Origin of the sequence: Shewanella sp. SP2S2-4 (assembly GCF_031932025.1) — a bacterium.
Lineage (GTDB): Bacteria > Pseudomonadota > Gammaproteobacteria > Enterobacterales > Shewanellaceae > Shewanella > Shewanella baltica.
Genome location: NZ_JAUOER010000003.1, coordinates 64,949 through 86,742, shown reverse-complemented (window position 1 = coordinate 86,742; position 21,794 = coordinate 64,949). Strand labels below are relative to the sequence as shown.

Below are 21,794 nucleotides of genomic sequence, written 5' to 3'. Positions count from 1 at the left end.
ATGAAATCATTAATAGCAAAGAAGAACTATATATTAGTCATCGATGACGATGTCATAATGAGCCAGACAATTAGTGACTTTATTCATGAGAAAGGTTACCACGTCATTGTCTGTAATAATCTTGAGGAAGCATTCTCAGAATTGTCACAATATAAGATTGACCTTATACTGATTAACTTTTGGCAGCCAGATGGTACAGCTCTAATTTTACTTGAACATTTAAATGAAGAAAAAATAACGACTCCAGTCATAGTGATCAGCAATACTAAGGAACATCAATCTGTATTAGAATGTTTTCGAATGGGCGTATTAGATTTTGTTGTTAAGCCGATTAACCTTGAGATATTTTGGTATAAAGTCGAGTGCTTATTAACTCGGGTTAAGTTACAGCATGAAGTTAAGTTACAAAGAATTGAACTTGAAAAAATGCTGTATGAGAAAGCCAGAGAAGAAAAAATGGCTAGGAACTTATTCGAGCACTTAGTCAATATTGATAATACCCAATTCGAGTTTGTTCGTACTTTCTGCCAGGCAAGTGCCAATTTTAGTGGTGACATAATCCTTAAAGGGTTAGCTCCTAATGGCAATTTTTTCCTTATGCTTGCAGATTCAACGGGTCACGGATTAAGTGCAGCAATGCCAATTATGCGTGTTGCAAGCACATTTAGAGCCATGGTTTCAAAGGGGTTTTCATTAGCAACGCTAATATATGAACTGAACTCAAAAGTACATAGAGAAAACCCTGATGATCGCTTTGTTGCTTGTATTGTTTTAGAAGTCGATTTTTTTCGAAAAAAAATACATATTTGGAACGGGGGGATGCCACCCGTATATATCAAAAATCATCTTGAAACTGAAACAGTCTCAGACCATTATCCTGTAAAAAATATCATAAAATTCAAATCAACAAACATGGCTCTTGGCATTTTGCCCTCCCAAACCTTCGTGGCGGATATTGCTACGGTTGATTTACCCGTTGTCGGCCATGCTTGTTTATTTAGTGATGGATTAATTGAACAATACACTAATGAAAACAAACCCTTTGGCATTGAAACTTTAAATTCATTATTTATCCAATACGCGAGTGAGCTTATCCCATACTTAACAGAAAACTTTAAAAAAGTTTTCGATGGCAAGCCTATTACAGATGATATTACAGTATGCACATTAGACTTTGAGCGATTGAATGAATGGCATCAACAGAATAATATCTGCCTTGTCCGGTCAAATATGGATGGCGAATTTGATTGGGAGGTCAAACTCGCTGGGCCTATGTTGTTAAGTGCTGAATATTTGAATTCTTTGAATCAATTCTTAGGTATGTTTGGATTTGCGACAAGTTTTTGCCAAAGGGTTTTTACTGTGGTTGCCGAACTATTTAGTAATGCTATAGACCATGGTGTACTAAAATTAGATTCTCGGCTAAAAAGTGATCCGGATGGTTTCGAACTGTACCATAGTATTAGAGACAGTTCTTCAGCACGACTCACAATGAATGATTGGGTAAAAGTGAGTTTAGTTTGGTGTTCCATAACGAATGAGTTGCATATATGTGTGGCAGATAGTGGTCAAGGATTTAAGGGATATAAAAATACTGTTGTAGATATCCCTCAGCTTTCTGGACGAGGGCTCTCACTGGTGAAAACATTATCTAAGACCTACGAATTAGTATCACCAGGAAATATAACGAAAGTCATAATGGAATAGCGCATGAGTAAAAAAATATTAGTGGTTGATGATTCCGCTGCGATTCGACAAATGGTCGAAGCGACCCTTAAATCGGCTAACTACCAAGTGGTACTGGCCAAAGATGGCCGTGAAGCCCTTGATCTTTGTAATGGGCAAAGATTTGATTTTATCCTGACGGATCAGAATATGCCGCGAATGGATGGACTGACCTTAATTAAATCCTTACGTGCTATGTCGGCATTTATGCGCACTCCGATCATTATGCTCACGACGGAAGCGGGCGATGACATGAAGGCGCAAGGAAAAGCGGCAGGTGCGACGGGATGGATGGTAAAACCCTTTGATCCTCAAAAGCTGTTGGCTATTACGGCAAAAGTGCTGGGTTAACTGCAACGGGGTGCGCTATGTCCATTAATATGGCCGAGTTCCATCAGGTCTTTTTTGAAGAAAGTCATGAACATCTTGAAAATATGGAACAATTGCTATTGGCATTGGACCTTGCTTCTCCCGATCCTGAAGAACTGAACACGATTTTCCGTGCTGCCCACTCGATTAAAGGTGGCAGTGGTATTTTTGGTTTTACCGCACTGACCAGTGTCACCCATGTGATGGAAAACCTGCTGGACATGACCCGCAAGGGCAACTTCCAACTCACCTCATCGATTATCGATTTACTGCTGAGTACCGTTGATACGCTATCCCATATATTGAGCCTGTACCGCGAAGAAGAACAAATTGATTGGCAGGAGGTGGAGTACAGTAAAAGCCAATTGGTCGCAGCGTTAAATGGCGAATCCTTTAGCTCATCGGTTGCAGTACGCAATGGCACTGATGCTGCTAATGCTCCGATTTCTCCCATTATCCAAGCCGAGTCAGTGCAGAAGGTGGAAGATCAGGGTTTTGGATTCTTTGAAGATGAAATGGCACGCGATATTGCCATTGAAGGTGAAGACTTTGGCTTTTTTGAAGAGGCTTATCAAGCCGAAGAAATCAGCGCACAAAGTGTCATAAATGATGTCAGCAATACTGAGAAAGCGGCAGAGCCCTTTGATTTCACATCCGATGATGAATTAGGTTTTGGCTTTTTTGAAGCGTTGACGCCGGAATCCTTCGCCAATGAAATCGAGTTACTGAGCTCAAAGCCAGTAGCGCCTAAGGTAGTCAAACCCACCACAGTTGCCAATCAAGCTAAAGTCAACGCAGATAGCAGCCAAGCAAAACGCGGCATATTTAAAGAAGAAGAGAGCGCTACTGACGCCAAAGTGTCGCCTGCTGCAAGTGTTCCCGCGAGTGTTTCTGTAAACCCCAGCTCGCCTGCTGCAATCCATTCAAATGCAACAAATTCAAATGCGGCACTCAGTTCATCCGCTATACCAAAAAATACGCCTTCAGAAGTGAAAGCAGCGGCTAAAAAACCTGCCGCGTCAGCTCCGGATGCCACCTTAAGGGTCGAAACCTCCAAAATCGATACTCTGGTCAATCTGGCGGGCGAATTGGTCATAACTCAGTCTATGTTGACTCTAATCGGGAATGAGTTGACTGGCGAGATAGGCGAGCGCCTTAAGACTGCACTCAATGAATTGGAACGTAATACTCGTGAGATGCAAGAGGCCGTGATGTCGGTGCGTATGCTGCCGGTATCTTTTGTGTTTAACCGTTTCAATCGATTGGTGAGGGATCTTTCTGAGCAGCTGGGTAAAAACGTCAATCTCGTGATTGAAGGCGGCAACACAGAAATTGATAAGGGCATGATTGAAAAGCTTGTCGATCCGCTGACCCACTTAGTGCGCAATAGCTTAGATCATGGCATCGAAAAACCCGACATTCGTTTGGCAGCAGGTAAAGCAGAAATTGGGCAACTTTCTCTCAGAGCGAGTCAACGTGGCGGCAGCATAGTCATTGCAGTGTACGATGATGGCGCAGGTTTATGTCGTGAGCGTATTCTCCAAAAGGCGAAAGAGAATGGTATTGCTATCACGGAGAATGCAAGCGACAAGCAAGTCTGGCAATTGATTTTTGCCGCAGGGTTTTCAACCGCGCAGGAAGTGACAGACGTGTCTGGTCGAGGTGTCGGTATGGACGTGGTGCGCCGAAATATTGAAGCCCTAGGAGGGAGAATCGATATTGACTCAGTGCAGGGTAAAGGCGCGACCTTTGAGATCCAATTGCCGCTCACCCTTGCGATTGTCGATGGTATGAGTGTGTCTGTTGGCAATCAGATCTACATTTTGCCCTTAGTACACATTATTGAATCCATTCAGCCGCAGGCAGAGCAACTCAAATTCTTGGCCAAAGAACGGCTATTAAAAGTACGTGAAGAATATTTACCGCTGCTTAATCTATATCAACTGATGGAAATTACCCCGAAAGCTCACAGCCCAGAAGAGGGCATAGTGGTATTGCTCGAAAGCAACCACAAGCGCTTTGGCCTGTGCGTTGATGCCTTAGTTGGCCAGCAGCAAGTCGTGATCAAGAGTCTTGAAAAACATTACCGCAGGATCCCCGGAGTTTCCGGCGCCACCATCATGGGTGATGGTAGCGTTGCTTTGATCCTCGATGTCGAATCGCTTGCATTGCACATCAAAAATTAAGGAACAGCAAATGGAGAGTCGATCAACCATGGCCGCCAAAGTGGAATACAGTTCCCAAGATGAAGTCGAGTTTTTGAGCTTTGTATTGGGTGATGAGCACTATGCCCTCGATATTATGTCCGTGAAAGAAATTCGCGGTTATGAGCCAGTCACTAAAATCGCCAACGCCCCCAGCTTTATTAAAGGTGTGTTAAATCTGCGCGGTGACATAGTGCCCATAGTCGATTTACGGATGAAGTTTGCTGTTGGAGCAGCCACTTATAACGAGTTCACTATCGTTATTATGCTCAACGTGTTCGAGCGCATTGTTGGCATAGTGGTCGATGCCGTATCCGATGTAATTAAGCTGTCGACGGAGGAAATCTTACCCGCACCAGAATTTGGTGTGGCATTCGATAGTCGCTACCTCAAAGGTTTAGCCACGGTTGAAGATAAGATGGTAATTCTGGTAAATATTCAGGCTCTGATCAGCAGTGATGAGCTGGGTCTAATTGATGCAAATAGTCTGACTGATCAGGAGCAATGATAATGGGTATCTTTAATATATTTGGAAATGCTGAAGCAAGCCTAGAAAAGGATGAAGAACGTCAGCGCTATTTTCAGCTACTCGATAATAGTGGCAACAGTTTCATGATTGCTGACAGTCAGCGCAATATCATCTATGCGAATAAAGCCGTCGTCCGTTTGCTGCAAGAGGCCGAGGACGATATTCGTAAAGAATTACCTCAATTCTCGGTTGCCAAACTGATCGGCAGTAATATCGATATTTTCCATAAAAATCCAGCGCATCAACGCAATCTGTTAGAGCGCTTGACTCAGTCCCATACTGCACAAATCACCATTGGCAAACGTACCTTTAGGTTGATTTTGACGCCAATTATCACGGCTGAAAATAAACATTTAGGTACAGGTGTCGAGTGGATAGATCGCACCGAAAGTATTGAAGCCGAGCGAGCAACCCAGCGCATTATGGAAGCGCTCAATAATACCAGTACCAACGTCATGATCGCCGATGCTAACCGTACCATTATTTATATGAATCGCTCGGTCGAAGCCATGTTACGTCAGTCTGAGCATGAAATTAGGCAGGCTTTACCGCATTTTTCTGTGGATAAAATCCTCGGCAGCTCGATGGACATTTTCCACCGCAATCCTGCCCACCAAGCGAGTCTACTCGATAAATTAGACCGCAAATATGAATCGCTGATTAAGGTGGCCAGCTGCCATTTCCGTTTAACGGCCAGCCCAATAGTGTCTAAAGAAGGCGAGCGTTTAGGGACAGTGGTTGAATGGCTCGACCGCACCATTGAAGTGCAAACCGAGCAAGAGATTTCCCGCATAGTGACCGCAGCAGCAGCGGGTGATTTCTCCCAAAGGGCGGACACCGAAGGCAAGCAAGGTTTCTTCCTGATGCTGGCGAACAACTTGAATTCGTTAATTGAAACCTCAGACCGTGGACTGCAAGATGTGGCCCGCGTGCTGATGGCGCTGGCGGATGGCGATCTGACTACCCGCATTTATAACGACTATGAAGGCACCTTCAATGATTTGAAAAACTACTCAAATCAAACCGCTGAAAAGCTATCCTTCATGATCCAAGATATCCAACGAGCTGCGGATACCATCAATACCGCCTCAGCAGAAATTGCCCAAGGTAACGCCGATTTATCCAGCCGCACCGAAGAGCAAGCTTCGAGCCTAGAAGAAACCTCCGCCAGCATGGAGGAACTCACAGGTACAGTGAAACTCAATGCGGATAACGCCAGTCAAGCCAATGCCTTAGCATCTAAAGCCGCTGAAGTGGCGGTGGACGGTGGTGAGCTTATCCAGCAAGTGGTCCAGACCATGGCATCGATTAATGAATCGGCGCGTAAGATTGCCGACATCATTGGTGTTATTGATGGTATTGCATTCCAAACCAATATCTTAGCGCTTAATGCCGCCGTTGAAGCCGCGCGGGCGGGTGAGCAAGGACGCGGCTTTGCAGTAGTCGCATCAGAAGTACGCAGCTTAGCCCAACGCTCGGCCAATGCCGCTAAAGATATCAAGGCATTGATCTCGGATTCTGTCACTAAGATCGAAAGCGGCAACAGCCTTGTCGGTAAGTCGGGCGATACCATGAAAGAAATCGTCATTGCCATTAAACGGGTGAACGACATCATGGCGGAGATTGCCTCAGCGTCCAATGAACAAGCACTTGGCATTGATGAGATCAGCAAAGCTGTGGTGCAAATGGATGAAATGACCCAGCAAAATGCTGCCTTGGTTGAAGAAGCGGCCGCTGCAGCTGAAAGCATGCAATCTCAAGCGCAACAATTATCAGACAGTGTTGCCAGCTTCCGCGTAGATGACGATGAGCAGCCGCATGTTGTTCAGCCCACAAAGAAAAAAAAGCTTACGGCAAACACCACCTCGCTGACGGTTGCTCGTATGCCCGTTAAAGCAAAAATGCCCATGTCAAAATTGAAAAAAGTGGATCAAGATGAATGGGAAGAATTTTAATTGAGCGAGCTTAAATCGTTGGAGCGGGAGTTTGCCTATACCACGGCGCATTTTAATACCGCGCGGACGACGCTGTATCGGTTTTCAGGTATTAAACTTGCCGATAGCAAGGATGCTATGGTGTACAGCCGTTTAGTGCGGCGGATCCGGACACTGAAATTGTCCGGTTTCTCAGCGTATTTTGACTATCTGCTCGCACAGGAAAGTGAACACCAAGAATTTATTAACGCATTAACCACCAATCAGACGGCATTTTTTAGGGAGCCACATCATTTCGAGATACTCAGGAAGTACTTATTGGAACATCCTGATACGAAAAGAATTTGGTGCGCAGCCAGTAGTACAGGTGAAGAGCCTTATTCGATAGCTATGGTAGTGGCAGAACACTTTGGCAACTTTAATACCCCCATTGAGATCATTGCCTCCGATATCGATAGTGGCGTACTGCATAAAGCCGAACAAGGTATTTATCCCCTAGAAAGAATTGAAGCGATCAGTGAGATACGTAAAAAACGATTCTTCCATCGAGGAAAAGGAGCTCAGTTTGGTAATGCCAGAGTTGCGCCAGAGCTAAGGCAGATGCTCCAGTTCACCCGCATCAATTTACTCGATTCATTTTGGCCGTTAAAAACGCCAATCGATGTGATTTTTTGCCGTAATGTGATGATTTATTTTGATAAAGAAACCCAGGAAGTCATTTTAAAGCACATGATGAACTCCCTGAGTGAGGATGGACTTTATATTGCGGGACATTCGGAAAATTTTAATATGTTTCCGCAGATTATAACGGCGGTTGGACAGACCACTTATCGAGCAGCGAAAGGGAGTTCGAGTGCTAAAACCTAATATCGAATATGCCGTTACAGAGCCGAATCGCTACCATGATAGTCATTTTGGTTGCGATGCGGTGAAGATCTTACCCGGCGAATATTTTGCCACCCGTGAAAATACCATGATAGTGACAGTGCTTGGCTCCTGCGTGTCAGTGTGCTTGTATGATCCTAAGCTCAAAATCGGCGGGATGAATCACTTTCTATTACCAAGCGATAACAGTAATAGCACTGGGGTGCTCGCCGACTCTGCCCGCTACGGTGTGTATGCAATGGAACTGTTATTAAATGACTTACTAAAACTCGGTGCACGTCGAAGCGCAATTGAGGCAAAGGTATTTGGTGGCGGCAACATGTTGCAAGGTTTTACACTGCATAACATTGGTGAGCGTAATGCTGAGTTTGTAATTGAATATCTTAATACGGAAAATATCCCGATTATTGCCGCCGATTTACTCGATGTGTATCCGCGCAAAGTGTATTTTTTCCCCCATACGGGCAAAGTGAAAGTTCGCAAAATTAAAAGTTTGCACAACAGCACGATCCTTGACCGAGAAAGCGAGTACCGCTTACGGGTTCGTAATCTCCCCACGGGCGGCGACGTTGAACTATTTGGTGATTAAGTTATGACGATCAAAGTGCTCGTTGTTGATGATTCCGCGCTGATGCGCAGCTTGCTCGGTAAAATGATTGAGGCTGACCCTGAACTGTCTCTGGTTGGGCAAGCTGCCGATGCCTTTGAGGCCAAGGATCTAGTGAATCAATTTCGCCCCGATGTGATCACCTTAGACATCGAAATGCCTAAAGTGGATGGCTTAACCTTTCTGGACCGCTTGATGAAAGCCAGACCCACAGCGGTAGTGATGATTTCTTCGTTAACCGAGCAGGGCGCAGATGCGACCTTTAACGCCTTAGCCTTAGGCGCGGTAGATTTTATCGCGAAACCGAAATTAGACTCGCCCCAAGGTATCCATGATTATCAGGATTTGATTTTAGATAAGATCAAATCCGCCGCGAAAGCCAAAATCATCAAACCGCAAAAATTTGTTGAGCCAACACGCCCAGTGTCGAGTAAGCGGCCGGTATTGGCCAATACAACCCTAACCCAGCATCTAGTTGCGATAGGCGCCTCTACAGGCGGCACCGAAGCCATTTTGTATGTATTACAGCATTTACCTGCGGCTATGCCACCGATAGTGATCACCCAACATATGCCTGCGGGTTTTACCCGCACTTTTGCCGAACGCTTAAATCGATTGTCGCGGATCACAGTCAAAGAAGCCGAGCACGGTGAGCGACTGTTGCCCAGTTATGCCTATGTTGCCCCTGGCGATCATCACCTTGAAATCATTAAAGTGGGCGGCAGTTATAAAGTGAAATTAACCCAAGATGAAAAGGTCAGTGGCCACAGACCCTCGGTCGATGTGATGTTTACGGCCTTGGCCCAATGTGCCGCGCCCAATATCAGCGCGATGATTTTAACCGGTATGGGCAAAGATGGCGCAGAAGGCATGGTGGCACTGCATCAAAAAGGTGTCACCACTTTTGCCCAAGATGAACAAAGTTGTGTGGTATTTGGTATGCCACGAGAAGCGATAAAATGCCGTGCGGTAGATTATGTGGTGGAGTTATCGCAGATGCCGAACAAACTTATCAACCACTTAAGCTCACTGTGATGGCGGCATTGAATGGACTTCAACATTAACCATCAATCTGGCGGTGAGCCAGATAATAAGCCATGACGGCTTGACTGATACTGTGGCTGGGTTAATTGAGTCAATTCTACTCACTTGGTGAAACCACTAATTGATTTCGGCCTAATCGTTTCGCTTCGTACAAGTGTTTATCCGCCAGTAATAAGCAATCTTGAAACTCTTCACATTCGTCCGAGAACACTAAGCCGCCGCTGAGCGTCACTTTAAACTCGACGCCATCTTCGACAAATACAATATGGCTAAAGCTCTCGCGGATCGCATTTAACTTAGCAATGGCCAGTGGCTTTTGCATATCTGGCAGCACTAGCATAAATTCCTCGCCACCGTAGCGACCGGTAAAGTCCGTTTGCCGTAAGGATTGTTGTAACAGATGGGCAAAGGCCAGCAACACCTTGTCACCACCAGCATGGCCATAGGTGTCGTTCACTTTTTTGAAGTGATCTAAATCGAACATGGCGATACAAACCTGAGAGTTAATTCGCCTCGCCACGTTATAGCAGCGCCTCGCGGCAACCAGAATCTGGGTATGGTTTAACAGCCCTGTTAGGCTGTCGCGGCTTGCCGAACTGCGAATATCATGGCCACGTTGGGCGCGGGAAATCACCTGGGCGACAAATAAGCTCGGCGCAGTTTGCTTCGAAATCAAGTCATCTGATCCCGCTTGTATGATGCTGACTTTATTCTGCATCGTATCATCAGAGCTCAACACGAGAATTGGGCTAGAGGTGTATTTATCCAGTTGGCGTATCATTTTTGCCAGTTCAAGCCCGTTCACCTCAGGCATGTATAAATCGAAGATAAACAAATCGGGTTCAAACTGCTCAAGGGCAGGCAAAACTTGCTCGGCGCTCGATAACCCTTTCACCATCAAACCGTGACTGCGTAACAGGCTTGAAAAATAATCCACCATAGACTGTTGATCATCCACCAGTAACACCTTCAAGGGCTGCTTCTCTGACATCTTGAGAGATTGATGGATTTTGCGCACCAATAAAGTGGTTTCCGCAGGTTTAACAAAATATTCGCTAACGTTGGCGCGAATGGCCAACAACCGCATGTCAAAATCCCCGCGCGAGGATAAAACAAACACTCGGGTATTGTTCTTTTCAAACTCAGTGGCGGCTTCGAACAAGGCCTCTTCAGTCCAATCGGGCAGAATTAAATCCAATAGAATAAGATCGAAGGGCGTTTCATTTTGCACCACCAGAAAGCTCGTGAAATTCAAAAAATGCTGCACACTAAAACCGAACTCTCGCAGTTGCTTTGTGATCATTGCGCCGACATTACCATCGTCTTCTATGATGGCAATATGATGATCATGCCGCGCCTTAGCAGGTTTATAGGGACTTTGCTGCATTTGCGCCTCCACCACTGGCGCCGAAGGTTGACCGCGCATATTGTTTTGCAACAACTGGTGGAAGAGGGTATCTAAGCCTTTGATAGTAGGAAGTTCGGGAGCTGGCGCATTGAGCAACCCTTTAAGCTGCAACTCAAGTTTATCGACTATGTGTTTGGTATCCGACAACCCAAAGGTCTCGCTCGATCCTTTTAAGTTATGCACCTCACGATACACAGCCGACAACATGTGTGCATTCCAATTTTTACGCAATGAAATCCACAGGGTAATGATTTGTTTCTTTTTATCCGGCAGTGCATGTAAAAACTGTCGTTTAAGTTGCTCTAACGAATCTTCAAAACTCATAGGCAATAGATATCCTAAATGATTGAGCCCTAGGTTTCTCCGTGTGGTCGCTACCTCGGGACGATAAAACCCGTTTATACCGATACTGAAATTGACACTGTTCTCAACAGAAGGATGTAACAGATTCAATCAATTGCACGTATTTTCTCACTGACTAATAGAGTGTAAACCACTGCGAAAAAAACGACGGGGAAATGCACAGATGCCACCCGCCTAAATAGACTTCCTTTTTCAATCGCCAATACTCGGGTTGTGATATAAAACAGCAAAACGCAAAATATTTTATGCAAAACAGCAGGATAATGATGATGTGTATTTTGTATCAAAAGTGATTGTGATAAGTTAGCGTCATTAAAAACAATCACTTGTTGCAAAAGGATTTTTGTCAGTGAGCATAGCGTTTTATAATGGCCATGCCGTAACACTCTCGGCGCAGTATTTGTCTAAAACCTTTGAAGAAGTGCATTCAAGTTGGTTACATCATCTTTTGCCGATCCTCGCGAGAGACAAACTATCGATATTGGATGTGGGAGCGGGCTCAGGGCGGGATGTGCATTATTTAGCCAAAAAAGCACAGAGCAAAGAGACGCAAATTTTTGCAATCGAACCTGCTATTGCTTTAGCGAAAATGGGGCAGGTGTTAACGCGGGATCTACCCGTTCGTTGGATTGAGGATAGTTTACCTCAGCTACAAAAAGTAGTTGGCCTAGCACAACAGTTCGATCTGATTTTACTCAGCGCTGTGTGGATGCATTTATCTCCCTCTGAGCGCCCACTCGCACTAGCAACACTCTCAGGTTTACTCAATTCAACGGGCCTTTTAGTCATCAGTTTGCGCCATGGTCCAAGCCCCGATGCCCGCGTTATGCACCCAGTCAGTGCAGATGAATTGCTCGCACTGGCTGCAGATTGCCAGCTAGCACTCAAAGATTCGAGCCAAGATGAGACTGACAAACTCGGTCGCACACAAGTGCATTGGCAGACGCTAGTTTTTACATCCAAACTGATGCAAAACGTAAATGCACCTGTAGCAAGCGTTATTATTCAGGAGCGACTGAATGCCGATTGATGCGAGAAGACAAGTTGAATTTATTAGCTATTTACAACGTCTGTTAGTGGAAGGTGATTTCGTTGCAACATACAAATTTGCCTTACTGCATGCGATCGCAGATGTCTGCATCGAACGGCCATTAATACTTAATGCCGATCCTGAACAGAGAACCGCCATCAGTATTGATGAGCTGGTAGAAAAGTTTATTGAACTCTATTGGCAACACTCTTTACCTTTTGGTGCCGTTAATGCGCATTTTGTTCTACTTCAAAATAATGGAAAGCAATCAGCCTTAATCAACAGTTTGATTGAGCTACGTAATCAAGGCGTTAACAGTTTATCCCAGTTAAAAGCGCATCTTAGTTATCCAGCTTTATTGCGTAAAACACGCGCTACCTTTAAAGAGGGTCCGTTATGGCGCTTACAAATTTTGTCCCGAAGCGCAGATTGTTTTCTTTATCCCCATGATAAAACGAAAAATTACATTGAGTTAAATCCGGGCATAGCATTTTGCTTCAGGCGATTTCACGATTTAGTGGTGTCATTGGCTCGTACTCAATGGGTGCAGAAAGTCGCCGAATTTCCCGCAAATCAGGTCGTTATTGGCAATAAAGGCAATTTAAGCGAGTTTCTATTTGGCAGTGACCGACAGACGATTACTCACGCCAGACCTGTACTACTTGATATCCAAAAAGGCCAATGCTTCTATTGCCATAAGTCATTAAAAGAAACTGGCGAAGTGGATCACTTTATTCCTTGGACACGATATCCTAATGATTTAGGGCATAATTTTGTTCTCGCTCATAGCAGTTGCAATAACAATAAACGCGATCATCTTGCCGCTCAGCACCATAAAGATAACTGGTATGAGCAAAATATTATCCAGCACGGCCAAGCGTTGCACTCTGAACTCAGCCGATATTTCGTCTGTGAGAGTGATCGCTCTGAAGCCATTACGACTTGGGCTTATCAGCTTGCAGGACAAAATCGCTCGCCTCTATGGCTCGGTAAAAAGACCTTTGTGCCTTTTAACGCGATAGATAATGACTTATCGAGCACAGCAATTTAGATATTGAGGAAAACGGGCGATGGATAGCCGATTTAAGCGTAGTTTTTTGATGTTGTTCATCATGGCGATTTTAGCGCTACTGATTGATCATTATCATGGTCGTTGGTTTCGTGTTGAGTTTTCCCAAGTATTTGCAGAGCTAGCTCAGCCGTTGCAACAAGTTTGTATAAAACAGAATTGGCAATGGTGTTCAGCGAGCTCTATGCCATTAATGACTCGTGTTAATGATCTGCCTAATATTAAGCAGCAAGTAGATGAATATCATGGTGAAGATCAGTACCTAGGTTGTGATTTGTTGACTGTGCAAGAAGGACGCATTGCACAACAAAAAGTGGGGGGGGTTTATACTTGGGTTGATGAGAATGGCATAACTCATTTTTCTGATATAAATCATGCATCAGCTGAGAGTAAGTTAACTCAATATACTGAACCTAAATACAATTTCGAATTGAACATTGATTCCTTAGTCAGTACTCCACCGCCATTTTTTAGGGACCGACTGACCAGCACTATCAATCAAATCGATCAAATTTATCGTCAATATCTACCCAAGCGCACCCTACAGCCCATTAAGGTTAACTTGATGCTTGCAGGCAATTTAACTGCCTATAATAAACTTAAAAGACAGTACGCATCCACGGTAGGTGCAAGCCAAGGATTTTATTCAAGTCAGCATAATTTGGCCGCAGTTTGGCACAGAGAAGATGCTCAAGCGTTTCGTACTGCAATTCACGAAAGCGTTCATGTCATTAATGCGGGTCAATTTGGTCATACTCCGCGCTGGTTTAATGAAGGCATGGCGGAATATTTTGAATCGCCCGCTTTTCTAGCAACGATTGATACAAATAATCGTTATGATGCCATCATTCAAAACAATTCCAGCCGAGGTCACTCATATCGTGTCGTTGACGAATCTATTTCTTTATCAATGGGATTGAGTGAACTATTAACGGCTTCAGACCATGATTGGCAGGGGCAAAAACAAGCTGCGTTATACCAGCATGCTCACAGTTTTATGGCTTTCCTCTTTAGCACTCGCCAAGGTCGAGTGACCTTAAAGCAGCTTTTGCTGCAATTGAGTGAGCAACGCTGCCAAGCTAAAGTAATCGATGAACTATTTACACGTTATCCTGATGGTATTAAACAACTGGATCATGATTGGAAAACGTGGCGTTAATTGAGTTTAAAAATCTTAATTATCTATTTTTAAAGGAAAGGTATGACAGAGTTACTAAAAGGGATTATTTCACTTTTATTGATAATACATGTCTAGTTTTGGAGGTTCGATGATGAAATCGATTTTCTTACTGCCCATATCTGTGCTTGTGCTGATAGGTTGTACAACGCCTAAATCGCCAAGCGAAGTGTATGACGAGTACAATGCTAAGGTACAGCAGGGGATGAGTTATCAAGAGGACAAGGCTTACTATACCCAACGTAAGCAAGCGGATGTTGAATCTAAGTTCCCACAGTATATGCAGCAGATGAAGCAGTCCCGCGATGAAGTGATCGCATCTTATCTTTCATTTTCAAAAGCGGCTGCCAAGTGCAAAGCACTCACCTTAGTGTCGCAGGTGATAGATGGGGATACGGCCGTCCTTGAATATGCACAAAAAGATCTTTGTGGTAATGCATCGGAGGCGAATGAAAAACAAAGAATTAGTATGATAAATGAAGGTGGTTGGAAAATTGATGAGCTCCAAATTAGTCTCTAAATCACTTGGAATGTCGTATCAATGACAGGATTTTATGAGTTTTTTAGCCTGCCAAACGGAGTTGAGGTTACTTGTCCCCATTGTGCTGGCTGCGCCATTTTTACCTTTGCCCATGTTTTTCGTTTAGAGAAAAAAGATGTGCATTTATTTGAGGGTCGGCAGTTTGAGATCAAGCAGTTTAATCAAAGATTTGCCCATAAATGGCCTGGTGTGCTGTTTTTCCCTCCGCTATTGGATGCTTCTTGGCAGGAAAAATTGCCAGAAAAATACCAAGGTACTTCGACTTGGGAACATAGGGCGAACAGTGCTTTTACAGATGGTACAGATCTTGGTCTTATTTGTTGTTATCAGTGTATGGCAAAACAGAAACATCGACTTGAATGGCCCAATGACGCATTTTATTCCCTTGAGTTTAAAGGTCATTCACTTTGGGCATTTAATAAACAGATGATGCTTCAGATCCGTGATTACATTCAGGCTAAAGATCGCAATGCGGTATTCGAGTCAGAGCCGATAGTCATTCGACATTTGCCGACAATTTTTAAACTGGCTAAAAATCGCGAGATATTGGTTAAAAAAATTAATAAGCTAATTTATAGCCCATAGTTTCTACATACCAATTTCAAAGACTTGTGTGGTCAATCTCATCGAGTAGTTGTGTTAAGTTGTCTGTGACTCGGATATTTGCTTTTCTATTAGTTATTACAGTTAGCGGGTCTATTATCATGTCGAAATATCATATTGGCACTACCGAAGATGAATTCGAACCCGGTTCTGGCGGCCATATACTTCGTAACAAACTCGCGATAACCGATGAAGAGGATATGGCAGAGGTAGAGACACAGTTGTTATTAAAGCTTTATGAGTACGTGTTTCAATCTGGTGTTATTGAAAGCGAGCATCTATCGGTTGGTATGCTCTTTGAGTGGCATCGAAAATGGCTCGGTAATGTTTATTACTGGGCTGGTGAGCGGCGTACAGTCAGGTGGTTTCGAATTTACGGCAGCGGCTCAAATACTTAAGTGTCTCACTCAGTTTGAAAAGGAATATTTAAGCAAGTTCAATGGTTTAAATTCATTTTCTAGAGACGAAGTTGTGAGTTACTTGGCTGAAAGTCATGTGGAATTTATCCTAATTCACCCATTTAGAGAGGGAAATGGACGTTTGTCACGTTTGATACTCGATGTGATGGCAGTAAAGGCGGGTTATCTCCCACTTGATTATGGGATTTGGGAACAAAATAGAGATTTTTATTTTAAGTCAATTCAAGCAGGGTTGGGTGGGGATTATCAACATATGGCTCGTTTGGTAAACGATGTGCTCAGCGCTAAAAACGAATGAAGTTTAGGCTAAGGTCAAATGACTGAAACGGCTTTTTTTGGCCTTCAATTTTGCTTCAGCTTCAGCCGTAGTTTTACCCGTCTCAATAGCGGTTGAACTGGCCACAGCGCGATAGAGTCGATTTTGAGTCACTTGTGTGTTTTTTGATTTAGTTTTCATAGGATCAACCTCAATTAAGTGCATGAATTATAGCACTCTAGATAACGAATAGACAGCTGTGTATCCAAGGCCCAAAGCAGCAATACTTCATGTTTTACCAATCATATCGCTCTTTAGATATCGATAAAAAGTCGTCAGTAGGTTCTCCAATGACGACTTTTTTAATCAAGGTGACATAGCCGATTAAGGTTTATCAAAGCACAACATTACGCGCTTTTTCTCGCTTCCATTTCAGCTTGGCTTGAAAGGTACTCATCGAAGGTACCTTGGAAGTTAATTATTTTTTTATCTTTAATATCAATGATACGTGTAGCGAGTGACGATACAAACTCACGGTCATGGCTGACGAATATCAAGGTGCCTTCAAAGTCTTTCAACGCATTGTTTAATGCTTCGATAGCTTCCATGTCCATGTGGTTGGTCGGTTCATCCATGATCAGCACGTTGATGTCTTGCATCATTAACTTGCCGAATAACAAGCGGTTTTTCTCTCCGCCTGAGCAGTTACGGGCCTTCTTGTTGGCATCGTCTTCGGTGAACAGCAGACGGCCTAACATGGCGCGTACCATTAGATCGTTATGCTTGGGTTGGCGCCATTGTGACATCCAATCCATTAGCGTGTAGTCATTATCAAATTCGTCACTGCTGTCTTGCGGGCAGTAGCCGATTGATGCGTTTTCTGACCACTTGATCACGCCTTTATTGTGTTCTAAATCATTGACTAAGCAGCGCAGGAAAGTAGTTTTACCCACGCCGTTCTCGCCGATAATCGCTAATTTTGCACCGGCTTCGAGGATCAAGTCGCCGCCTTGGAATAACTGTTCGCCATCAAACCCGTGGGCTAGATCTTCGAGGATCAGCGCTTGGCGATGCATTTTCTTGCCGGCATCGAAACGAATAGAAGGGTGGATACGGCTAGATGATTTCACATCATCGAGTTTAATCTTGTCCATCTTCTTAGCACGCGAGCTAGCTTGCTTCGCTTTAGAAGCGTTGGCACCAAAGCGGTTGACGAAGTCTTGCAGTTCTTCGATTTCAGCACTTTTCTTGGCGTTGCCCGACAATAATTGCTCGCGGATCAAAGAGGATTGGGCGAGGAAGTATTCGTAGTTACCTGGGTAAATGCGCAGTTCGCCGTAATCGATATCGGCCATGTGGGTACAGACGGCATTCAAGAAATGCCTATCATGGGAAATAATGATCATGGTGCATTTACGTTTGTTCAACTCGGCTTCTAACCAGCTAATGGTATGGATGTCCAAGTTGTTGGTCGGTTCGTCGAGCAGCAGAATATCTGGGTTGGCAAATAGCGCTTGGGCTAACAAGACCCGCAATTTCCAGCCCGGTGCCACTTGTTGCATTAGGCCGTAATGGAAAGATTCTTCAATACCCGCTTCGAGCAGGATTTCACCGGCGCGGCTTTCGGCGCTGTAGCCATCCATTTCGGCAAATTCACTTTCAAGATCGCCAACACGCATGCCATCTTCTTCAGTCATATTTGGATTAGCGTAAATGGCATCGCGTTCCTGTTTGACTTTCCACAGGGCTACATCACCCATGATCACCGCATCGATCACACTGTATTGTTCAAACGCGAACTGATCTTGGCTTAGGGTACCGACTTTTAAGCCGGGCGTGATGGACACATTGCCAGAGGTTGGCGCTAACGCTCCGCTGAGGATCTTCATAAAGGTCGATTTGCCACAGCCATTCGCGCCGATCAAACCATAGCGGTGACCATTGCCAAATTTCGCTGAAATGTTTTCAAACAATGGCTCAGGGCCAAACTGCATCGTGATGTTCGCGGTAGAGATCAAAGGAGCTTTCCTAGGTATTTGCTAACGGGGATTGTGACAAACAAGCCTCAAAATGAAACATGCGCTTCACCCACTCTAAGCCAAAACATTAAAGTTGGGATAATAAGGTCGCGGAGTATACAGACTAAGGGCTAAAGATGCGAGCAAGTATGTGATGCGTAGCCATAAATCGAGCCGTTTCAGTTGCGTTTATTTGCGGATCGGTGAAGGCGTGAGTTTATAGCTGTTTGCATGATATCGCAGATATGCCGAGCTAAACTGCCAGCTTACGGTAATATTTCTTTGTACTAAAGCCAACGCCAAACCTTGCTAGCGCAAATAAAAGAAGGCGTTTAGCGTATTTACCGTTATTATTCCCGCAGTTTTGTCGAGCAGCAGATTTTACGGCTAAAATTTAATGGCTCAGTTTGAAAGCTTTAGGACCGTAAGATCTAAGTGTCGCGAGTTTTGTAGCGAATTAAGTCACTCGTTTAACCACTCAATACCGTAAACTAATACCTTAAAATCAGCCAATTGGGCTGGATTTGGAATTCCCATGATAGAAGAGCAACAGAACAACCCATTACACGGCCTTAAACTCGAGACAATGATCACTGAGTTAGTCGATTTTTATGGTTGGAAAATTTTATACGCGGCATTAAAGCTAGGCTGCTTTAACACTAACCCGACCATTGAGGCCTGTATCATTTTCCTCAAAAAGACCGAATGGGCGCGGGAGAAAGTGGAAAACTTCTACTTATACCGATTCAAGCGTATGCCTAAAGCCGTCGGTGAGCAGTTTGATCTTAAGCCACGTGAACGTGGTTTTGCCTCGGGTATCGTCCCGCGTAAACCGATGGAGCTAACATTAGCCTCTATCGCTGAAATGCAAGCCAAAGCCAGCGCCGAGTACGAAGCGGGTAACCGCCGTCCAAATTCTGGCAAGCGCTTTGGTAATGACGCGGGTAAAGGCGCTGGCAAAAAAACTGCGGGTGGACGGGGAACGGGTTCTGGCTATGGTTCGTCCAATAGCAGCTCACAGCGTCGCAGCGAACCCAGACATGATTCAAAAAATGATTCAAGAATGACTGAGCGTTCAGGACCAAGCCCATCGACGGATGATAACGATCCTTGGGGTACTAAGCGCAGTTAATTCGATGTTAGTCGCCCTGAATGAAGTTATTGTTTAACTGTGTGATAGACGATTTAGGCGGGTGTAAACGAAAGAGGGTAGCCGTAGTTCTCGGCTAACCTCTTTTTTTTTGATTAATAATTCAATTTATTGAATGCTGGTTAGCAAATTGTCGGGGGTTATTATTTTGAATTTGCATATTCCCTGCATAAATAGTTAACCCCTTCAATTTTCGTTCGCGTTGCGCTAAGTGCAAATCGTTACCTGCATAACGCATTATCCGCAGTGGCATTTCAAGCAGTAAATTGGCCCTATTGCATGTCGAGTTGTTTGACTATGCTGCTCCAAGGTAACCATTTAAACGCTTGGTTGGCATCGGGTAAGTGGTTGTGACCATCCTGTACCACCAGCATTCCCTGTTGCCAAACACCATGGCCGACGGGCAAATGCGTGACAGCCAGCCCATCGGTTTCGGCGCTGCCATCTATGCTGGTTTCGTGGCCATTCTCCATGCCGTTTAAGTTCACCCCAATGCGGAAACGCCCCACTTGGGTATAAGGCGCGCTTGCTTGATAAAGCAAATAACTGTTATTACCTTGGCTCGAGACCACCAGCAAATCTTGTTTTTTGCCTTTAAGGGTCGCACCTTGATACAGAGAAATTCCTTCAACATCGGCGACTAAATCGCCTTCGGCCTTAATGATCAATTTGCCCTCTGTACTGGCATCTGCTTTGGCATTAAAGCGCCAAATGCCTTTGTCTTCTTCACCGATAAACAGTGCATGTTGCGCCTCATCGACCACACAGCCTTCAACTTGGCTTGGGGTATGAATATCTCGCACTAGTGTGATACTGGGGCCATTTTGCTGCCAGTCGACACTATATTGGGCGATGCGGCCAGATTTCTCGTTAGCGAACACGTATAAGGTTTGCTCGTCTTGATACAAACACATGCCGTAAATATCCGTCATGTTGGTTGCTTGATTTGGGTATTCAGTAATCTTGCCTGCGGCGTCGATTTCATAAAAGGCGAGACTGTCGTGTTCGCGCTGGGTTGCGACTGCGATATCGCGCTTTTTACCGCCCAATAGTAGCTGTTGGCGCAAATCGACGTTGTTGATCCTGCCCGATGGCAACGCTTGAACTTGCTCGCCGCGCATATTAAAACTCAATAAACCCCAACGTTTGTTGGTGCCAAGCACCAGACTTTTTTCGGGGTCAGTAGGATGCACCCAAATGGCGGGATCATCCATGGTATCGCCCGGTCTATCGGATGGCGCGCTCTCAACCCAAGCGGGGATTTCTACAATATTTTCCGCAATTGTTGTTGGCCTCGCTTGTGCATCGGCGGCTGTGTTAGTACTCGGCAAGGATGTGGCGAGTAACTTTTGGGGTGGCACTTGTGTCAAGGCTTGTTGCAAAGCTGGTGACAAGGTTTGCTCAGCAAAAAGATAGCGGTCGTTTTTATCATCATAGAGAGCAAACGTCGCAGTTTTTGCTTGGGCTGATGTGTTCGCGTTTACAGCAAGGCTTAAGCGCTGTGCCTTGGTTATCGCTTTTAGCTCGGTTTTATCGTTGGTTTTTGTCGATGGCGCGCTAAAACTCAGTATTTGAGTGCCTTTGCCGTCCATCACTTTGCCGTTTTTATCACTGAGTAGCAATTGAGCGTTCAGCAGGTTTAAGCCGGTGATGTGATTATCGAGCGCGGGGAAGATGAGCTTAGCACTGGTATCGGCAAACGGGCTGGCATCAAACTGCCATACACCCGCTTCGGGCTCACTGACATAAAGTGTGTCGCCGTCGATAGCGCAGTCCGTGCTGTTAACCGGAATCGATTGGCTGCGCATTAGCTTAGGTGAGAAATGCGCGGCATTACCCAATAGCCACTGCTCGCTCTTACCACTTTCACCGCCAAACCACGCGTAGACATTGCCATCCTGAGTGCGGGGCTGAATACAGATCCAATTGATCTCGAAATGACCCATGGGCAGCAAGGGCAAGATGTTGGTCGTCGGTTTGCCATTGATTTCTTTGAGCATAATAGGTCGCACGCGGTCGGCTTTGCGATCGAGCGTTAAGGCATAGGGATCGCTAAAGGCGAGTAATTCAAAGTCACCTTGCACCAGTAAACTCGCAGCAGGCAAGGGCGCTTGTGCAGTCGTTTGCATGCCTTGCTGCGTTTGTGTCATCGAAACGGTTTGTAACATCAGTCCTTGCTGTTCGCTGGCAAAGAGCCAGTGAGACAGAGTGTTATCGCTCTGTTTGTCTTGATTAAAGATGAGTGGCTGTGCTTGGCTGCCCTTATGGCCCGCTATGGTTTGAACAGCGACGCTGATGGTGTTTGCCATGGCAGTCAAGGGCGTATGACTGGCGATAAGGCCGAGCAATACGGCGGATGATAGTAGAGTTTTTTTCATATTTTGATTCGCTAGTATTCTGTTTTATCAGATTTTTATTAAATTTATCATCGACACTTGTCAGCAAACTTCGCAGTACATTTCT

The 21,794-nt window shown here is 44.8% G+C and carries 19 protein-coding genes; 15 read left to right on the top strand and 4 right to left on the bottom strand.

What is annotated here, in order from left to right:
• Genes Q4Q54_RS04090 through Q4Q54_RS04055 form a run of 8 tightly spaced genes read left to right on the top strand, consistent with a single transcriptional unit; the run spans nt 1 to nt 9,288 of the window.
• Nucleotides 1–1,707: a fused response regulator/phosphatase gene (locus Q4Q54_RS04090; protein ID WP_311987771.1), complete on the top strand. Its 1,707-nt coding sequence runs from the start codon at nt 1–3 to the stop codon at nt 1,705–1,707.
• A gap of 3 nt (nt 1,708–1,710) precedes the next feature.
• A complete protein-coding gene (locus Q4Q54_RS04085) occupies nt 1,711–2,076 on the top strand; it encodes a response regulator (protein ID WP_011846804.1) in 366 nt (121 codons plus the stop codon).
• Nucleotides 2,077–2,093: 17 nt separating this feature from the next.
• Complete coding sequence (locus Q4Q54_RS04080; protein WP_311987770.1) at nt 2,094–4,280, top strand: chemotaxis protein CheA; 2,187 nt, start codon at nt 2,094–2,096, stop codon at nt 4,278–4,280.
• A gap of 10 nt (nt 4,281–4,290) precedes the next feature.
• Nucleotides 4,291–4,806, top strand: a complete 516-nt coding sequence (locus tag Q4Q54_RS04075) for a chemotaxis protein CheW (protein ID WP_259509783.1) — start codon at nt 4,291–4,293, stop codon at nt 4,804–4,806.
• A gap of 2 nt (nt 4,807–4,808) precedes the next feature.
• Nucleotides 4,809–6,782, top strand: a complete 1,974-nt coding sequence (locus Q4Q54_RS04070) for a methyl-accepting chemotaxis protein (protein WP_310802402.1) — start codon at nt 4,809–4,811, stop codon at nt 6,780–6,782.
• The gene (locus Q4Q54_RS04065) at nt 6,783–7,628 is read left to right on the top strand and encodes a CheR family methyltransferase (protein WP_311987769.1); all 846 of its coding nucleotides are present in this window, start codon (nt 6,783–6,785) and stop codon (nt 7,626–7,628) included.
• Nucleotides 7,615–8,235: a chemoreceptor glutamine deamidase CheD gene (gene cheD / locus Q4Q54_RS04060; protein ID WP_011846809.1), complete on the top strand. Its 621-nt coding sequence runs from the start codon at nt 7,615–7,617 to the stop codon at nt 8,233–8,235. Before Q4Q54_RS04065 ends, cheD begins: the two co-directional genes overlap by 14 nt.
• A gap of 3 nt (nt 8,236–8,238) precedes the next feature.
• Nucleotides 8,239–9,288, top strand: coding sequence for a chemotaxis response regulator protein-glutamate methylesterase (locus Q4Q54_RS04055; protein ID WP_311987768.1), 1,050 nt, complete (start codon nt 8,239–8,241; stop codon nt 9,286–9,288).
• Between the two features lie 106 nt (nt 9,289–9,394).
• Here the strand turns inward: Q4Q54_RS04055 and Q4Q54_RS04050 are convergent, their stop codons facing one another.
• The gene (locus tag Q4Q54_RS04050) at nt 9,395–11,029 is read right to left on the bottom strand and encodes a diguanylate cyclase (RefSeq protein WP_311987767.1); all 1,635 of its coding nucleotides are present in this window, start codon (nt 11,027–11,029) and stop codon (nt 9,395–9,397) included.
• Between the two features lie 388 nt (nt 11,030–11,417).
• Between Q4Q54_RS04050 and Q4Q54_RS04045 the strand changes: the two genes are divergently transcribed.
• The 6 genes from Q4Q54_RS04045 (at nt 11,418) to Q4Q54_RS04020 (ending at nt 16,205) form a co-directional block, all read left to right on the top strand.
• Complete coding sequence (locus Q4Q54_RS04045; protein ID WP_311987766.1) at nt 11,418–12,098, top strand: class I SAM-dependent methyltransferase; 681 nt, start codon at nt 11,418–11,420, stop codon at nt 12,096–12,098.
• Nucleotides 12,088–13,149 carry an HNH endonuclease gene (locus Q4Q54_RS04040; RefSeq protein ID WP_311987765.1) on the top strand — a complete coding sequence of 354 codons (1,062 nt, stop codon included), beginning with the start codon at nt 12,088–12,090 and terminating at the stop codon, nt 13,147–13,149. Before Q4Q54_RS04045 ends, Q4Q54_RS04040 begins: the two co-directional genes overlap by 11 nt.
• Nucleotides 13,150–13,210: 61 nt before the next feature.
• The gene (locus tag Q4Q54_RS04035) at nt 13,211–14,326 is read left to right on the top strand and encodes a DUF1570 domain-containing protein (protein ID WP_311987764.1); all 1,116 of its coding nucleotides are present in this window, start codon (nt 13,211–13,213) and stop codon (nt 14,324–14,326) included.
• Between the two features lie 109 nt (nt 14,327–14,435).
• Complete coding sequence (locus tag Q4Q54_RS04030; protein WP_126491901.1) at nt 14,436–14,864, top strand: hypothetical protein; 429 nt, start codon at nt 14,436–14,438, stop codon at nt 14,862–14,864.
• Between the two features lie 21 nt (nt 14,865–14,885).
• Nucleotides 14,886–15,470: a hypothetical protein gene (locus Q4Q54_RS04025; RefSeq protein ID WP_126491902.1), complete on the top strand. Its 585-nt coding sequence runs from the start codon at nt 14,886–14,888 to the stop codon at nt 15,468–15,470.
• A 315-nt stretch (nt 15,471–15,785) separates the two neighbouring features.
• Nucleotides 15,786–16,205 (top strand): Fic family protein, encoded by a 420-nt coding sequence (locus Q4Q54_RS04020; RefSeq protein ID WP_311899155.1) that lies wholly within the window; start codon nt 15,786–15,788, stop codon nt 16,203–16,205.
• A gap of 3 nt (nt 16,206–16,208) precedes the next feature.
• Here the strand turns inward: Q4Q54_RS04020 and Q4Q54_RS04015 are convergent, their stop codons facing one another.
• Together Q4Q54_RS04015 and Q4Q54_RS04010 are read right to left on the bottom strand one after the other, a co-directional pair.
• Complete coding sequence (locus Q4Q54_RS04015; protein ID WP_311987763.1) at nt 16,209–16,364, bottom strand: hypothetical protein; 156 nt, start codon at nt 16,362–16,364, stop codon at nt 16,209–16,211.
• 206 nt (nt 16,365–16,570) lie between these two features.
• Nucleotides 16,571–18,181: an ABC-F family ATPase gene (locus Q4Q54_RS04010; protein WP_006081677.1), complete on the bottom strand. Its 1,611-nt coding sequence runs from the start codon at nt 18,179–18,181 to the stop codon at nt 16,571–16,573.
• Between the two features lie 535 nt (nt 18,182–18,716).
• Here Q4Q54_RS04010 and Q4Q54_RS04005 point away from each other — a divergent pair.
• On the top strand, nt 18,717–19,313 hold the full coding sequence (locus tag Q4Q54_RS04005) for a VF530 family DNA-binding protein (RefSeq protein WP_311987762.1): 597 nt from the start codon (nt 18,717–18,719) through the stop codon (nt 19,311–19,313).
• Between the two features lie 290 nt (nt 19,314–19,603).
• On the opposite strand, the gene Q4Q54_RS04000 is transcribed toward Q4Q54_RS04005, so the two are convergent.
• The gene (locus Q4Q54_RS04000; protein WP_311987761.1) at nt 19,604–21,709 is read right to left on the bottom strand and encodes a phytase; all 2,106 of its coding nucleotides are present in this window, start codon (nt 21,707–21,709) and stop codon (nt 19,604–19,606) included.
• Nucleotides 21,710–21,794: the final 85 nt, after the last annotated feature.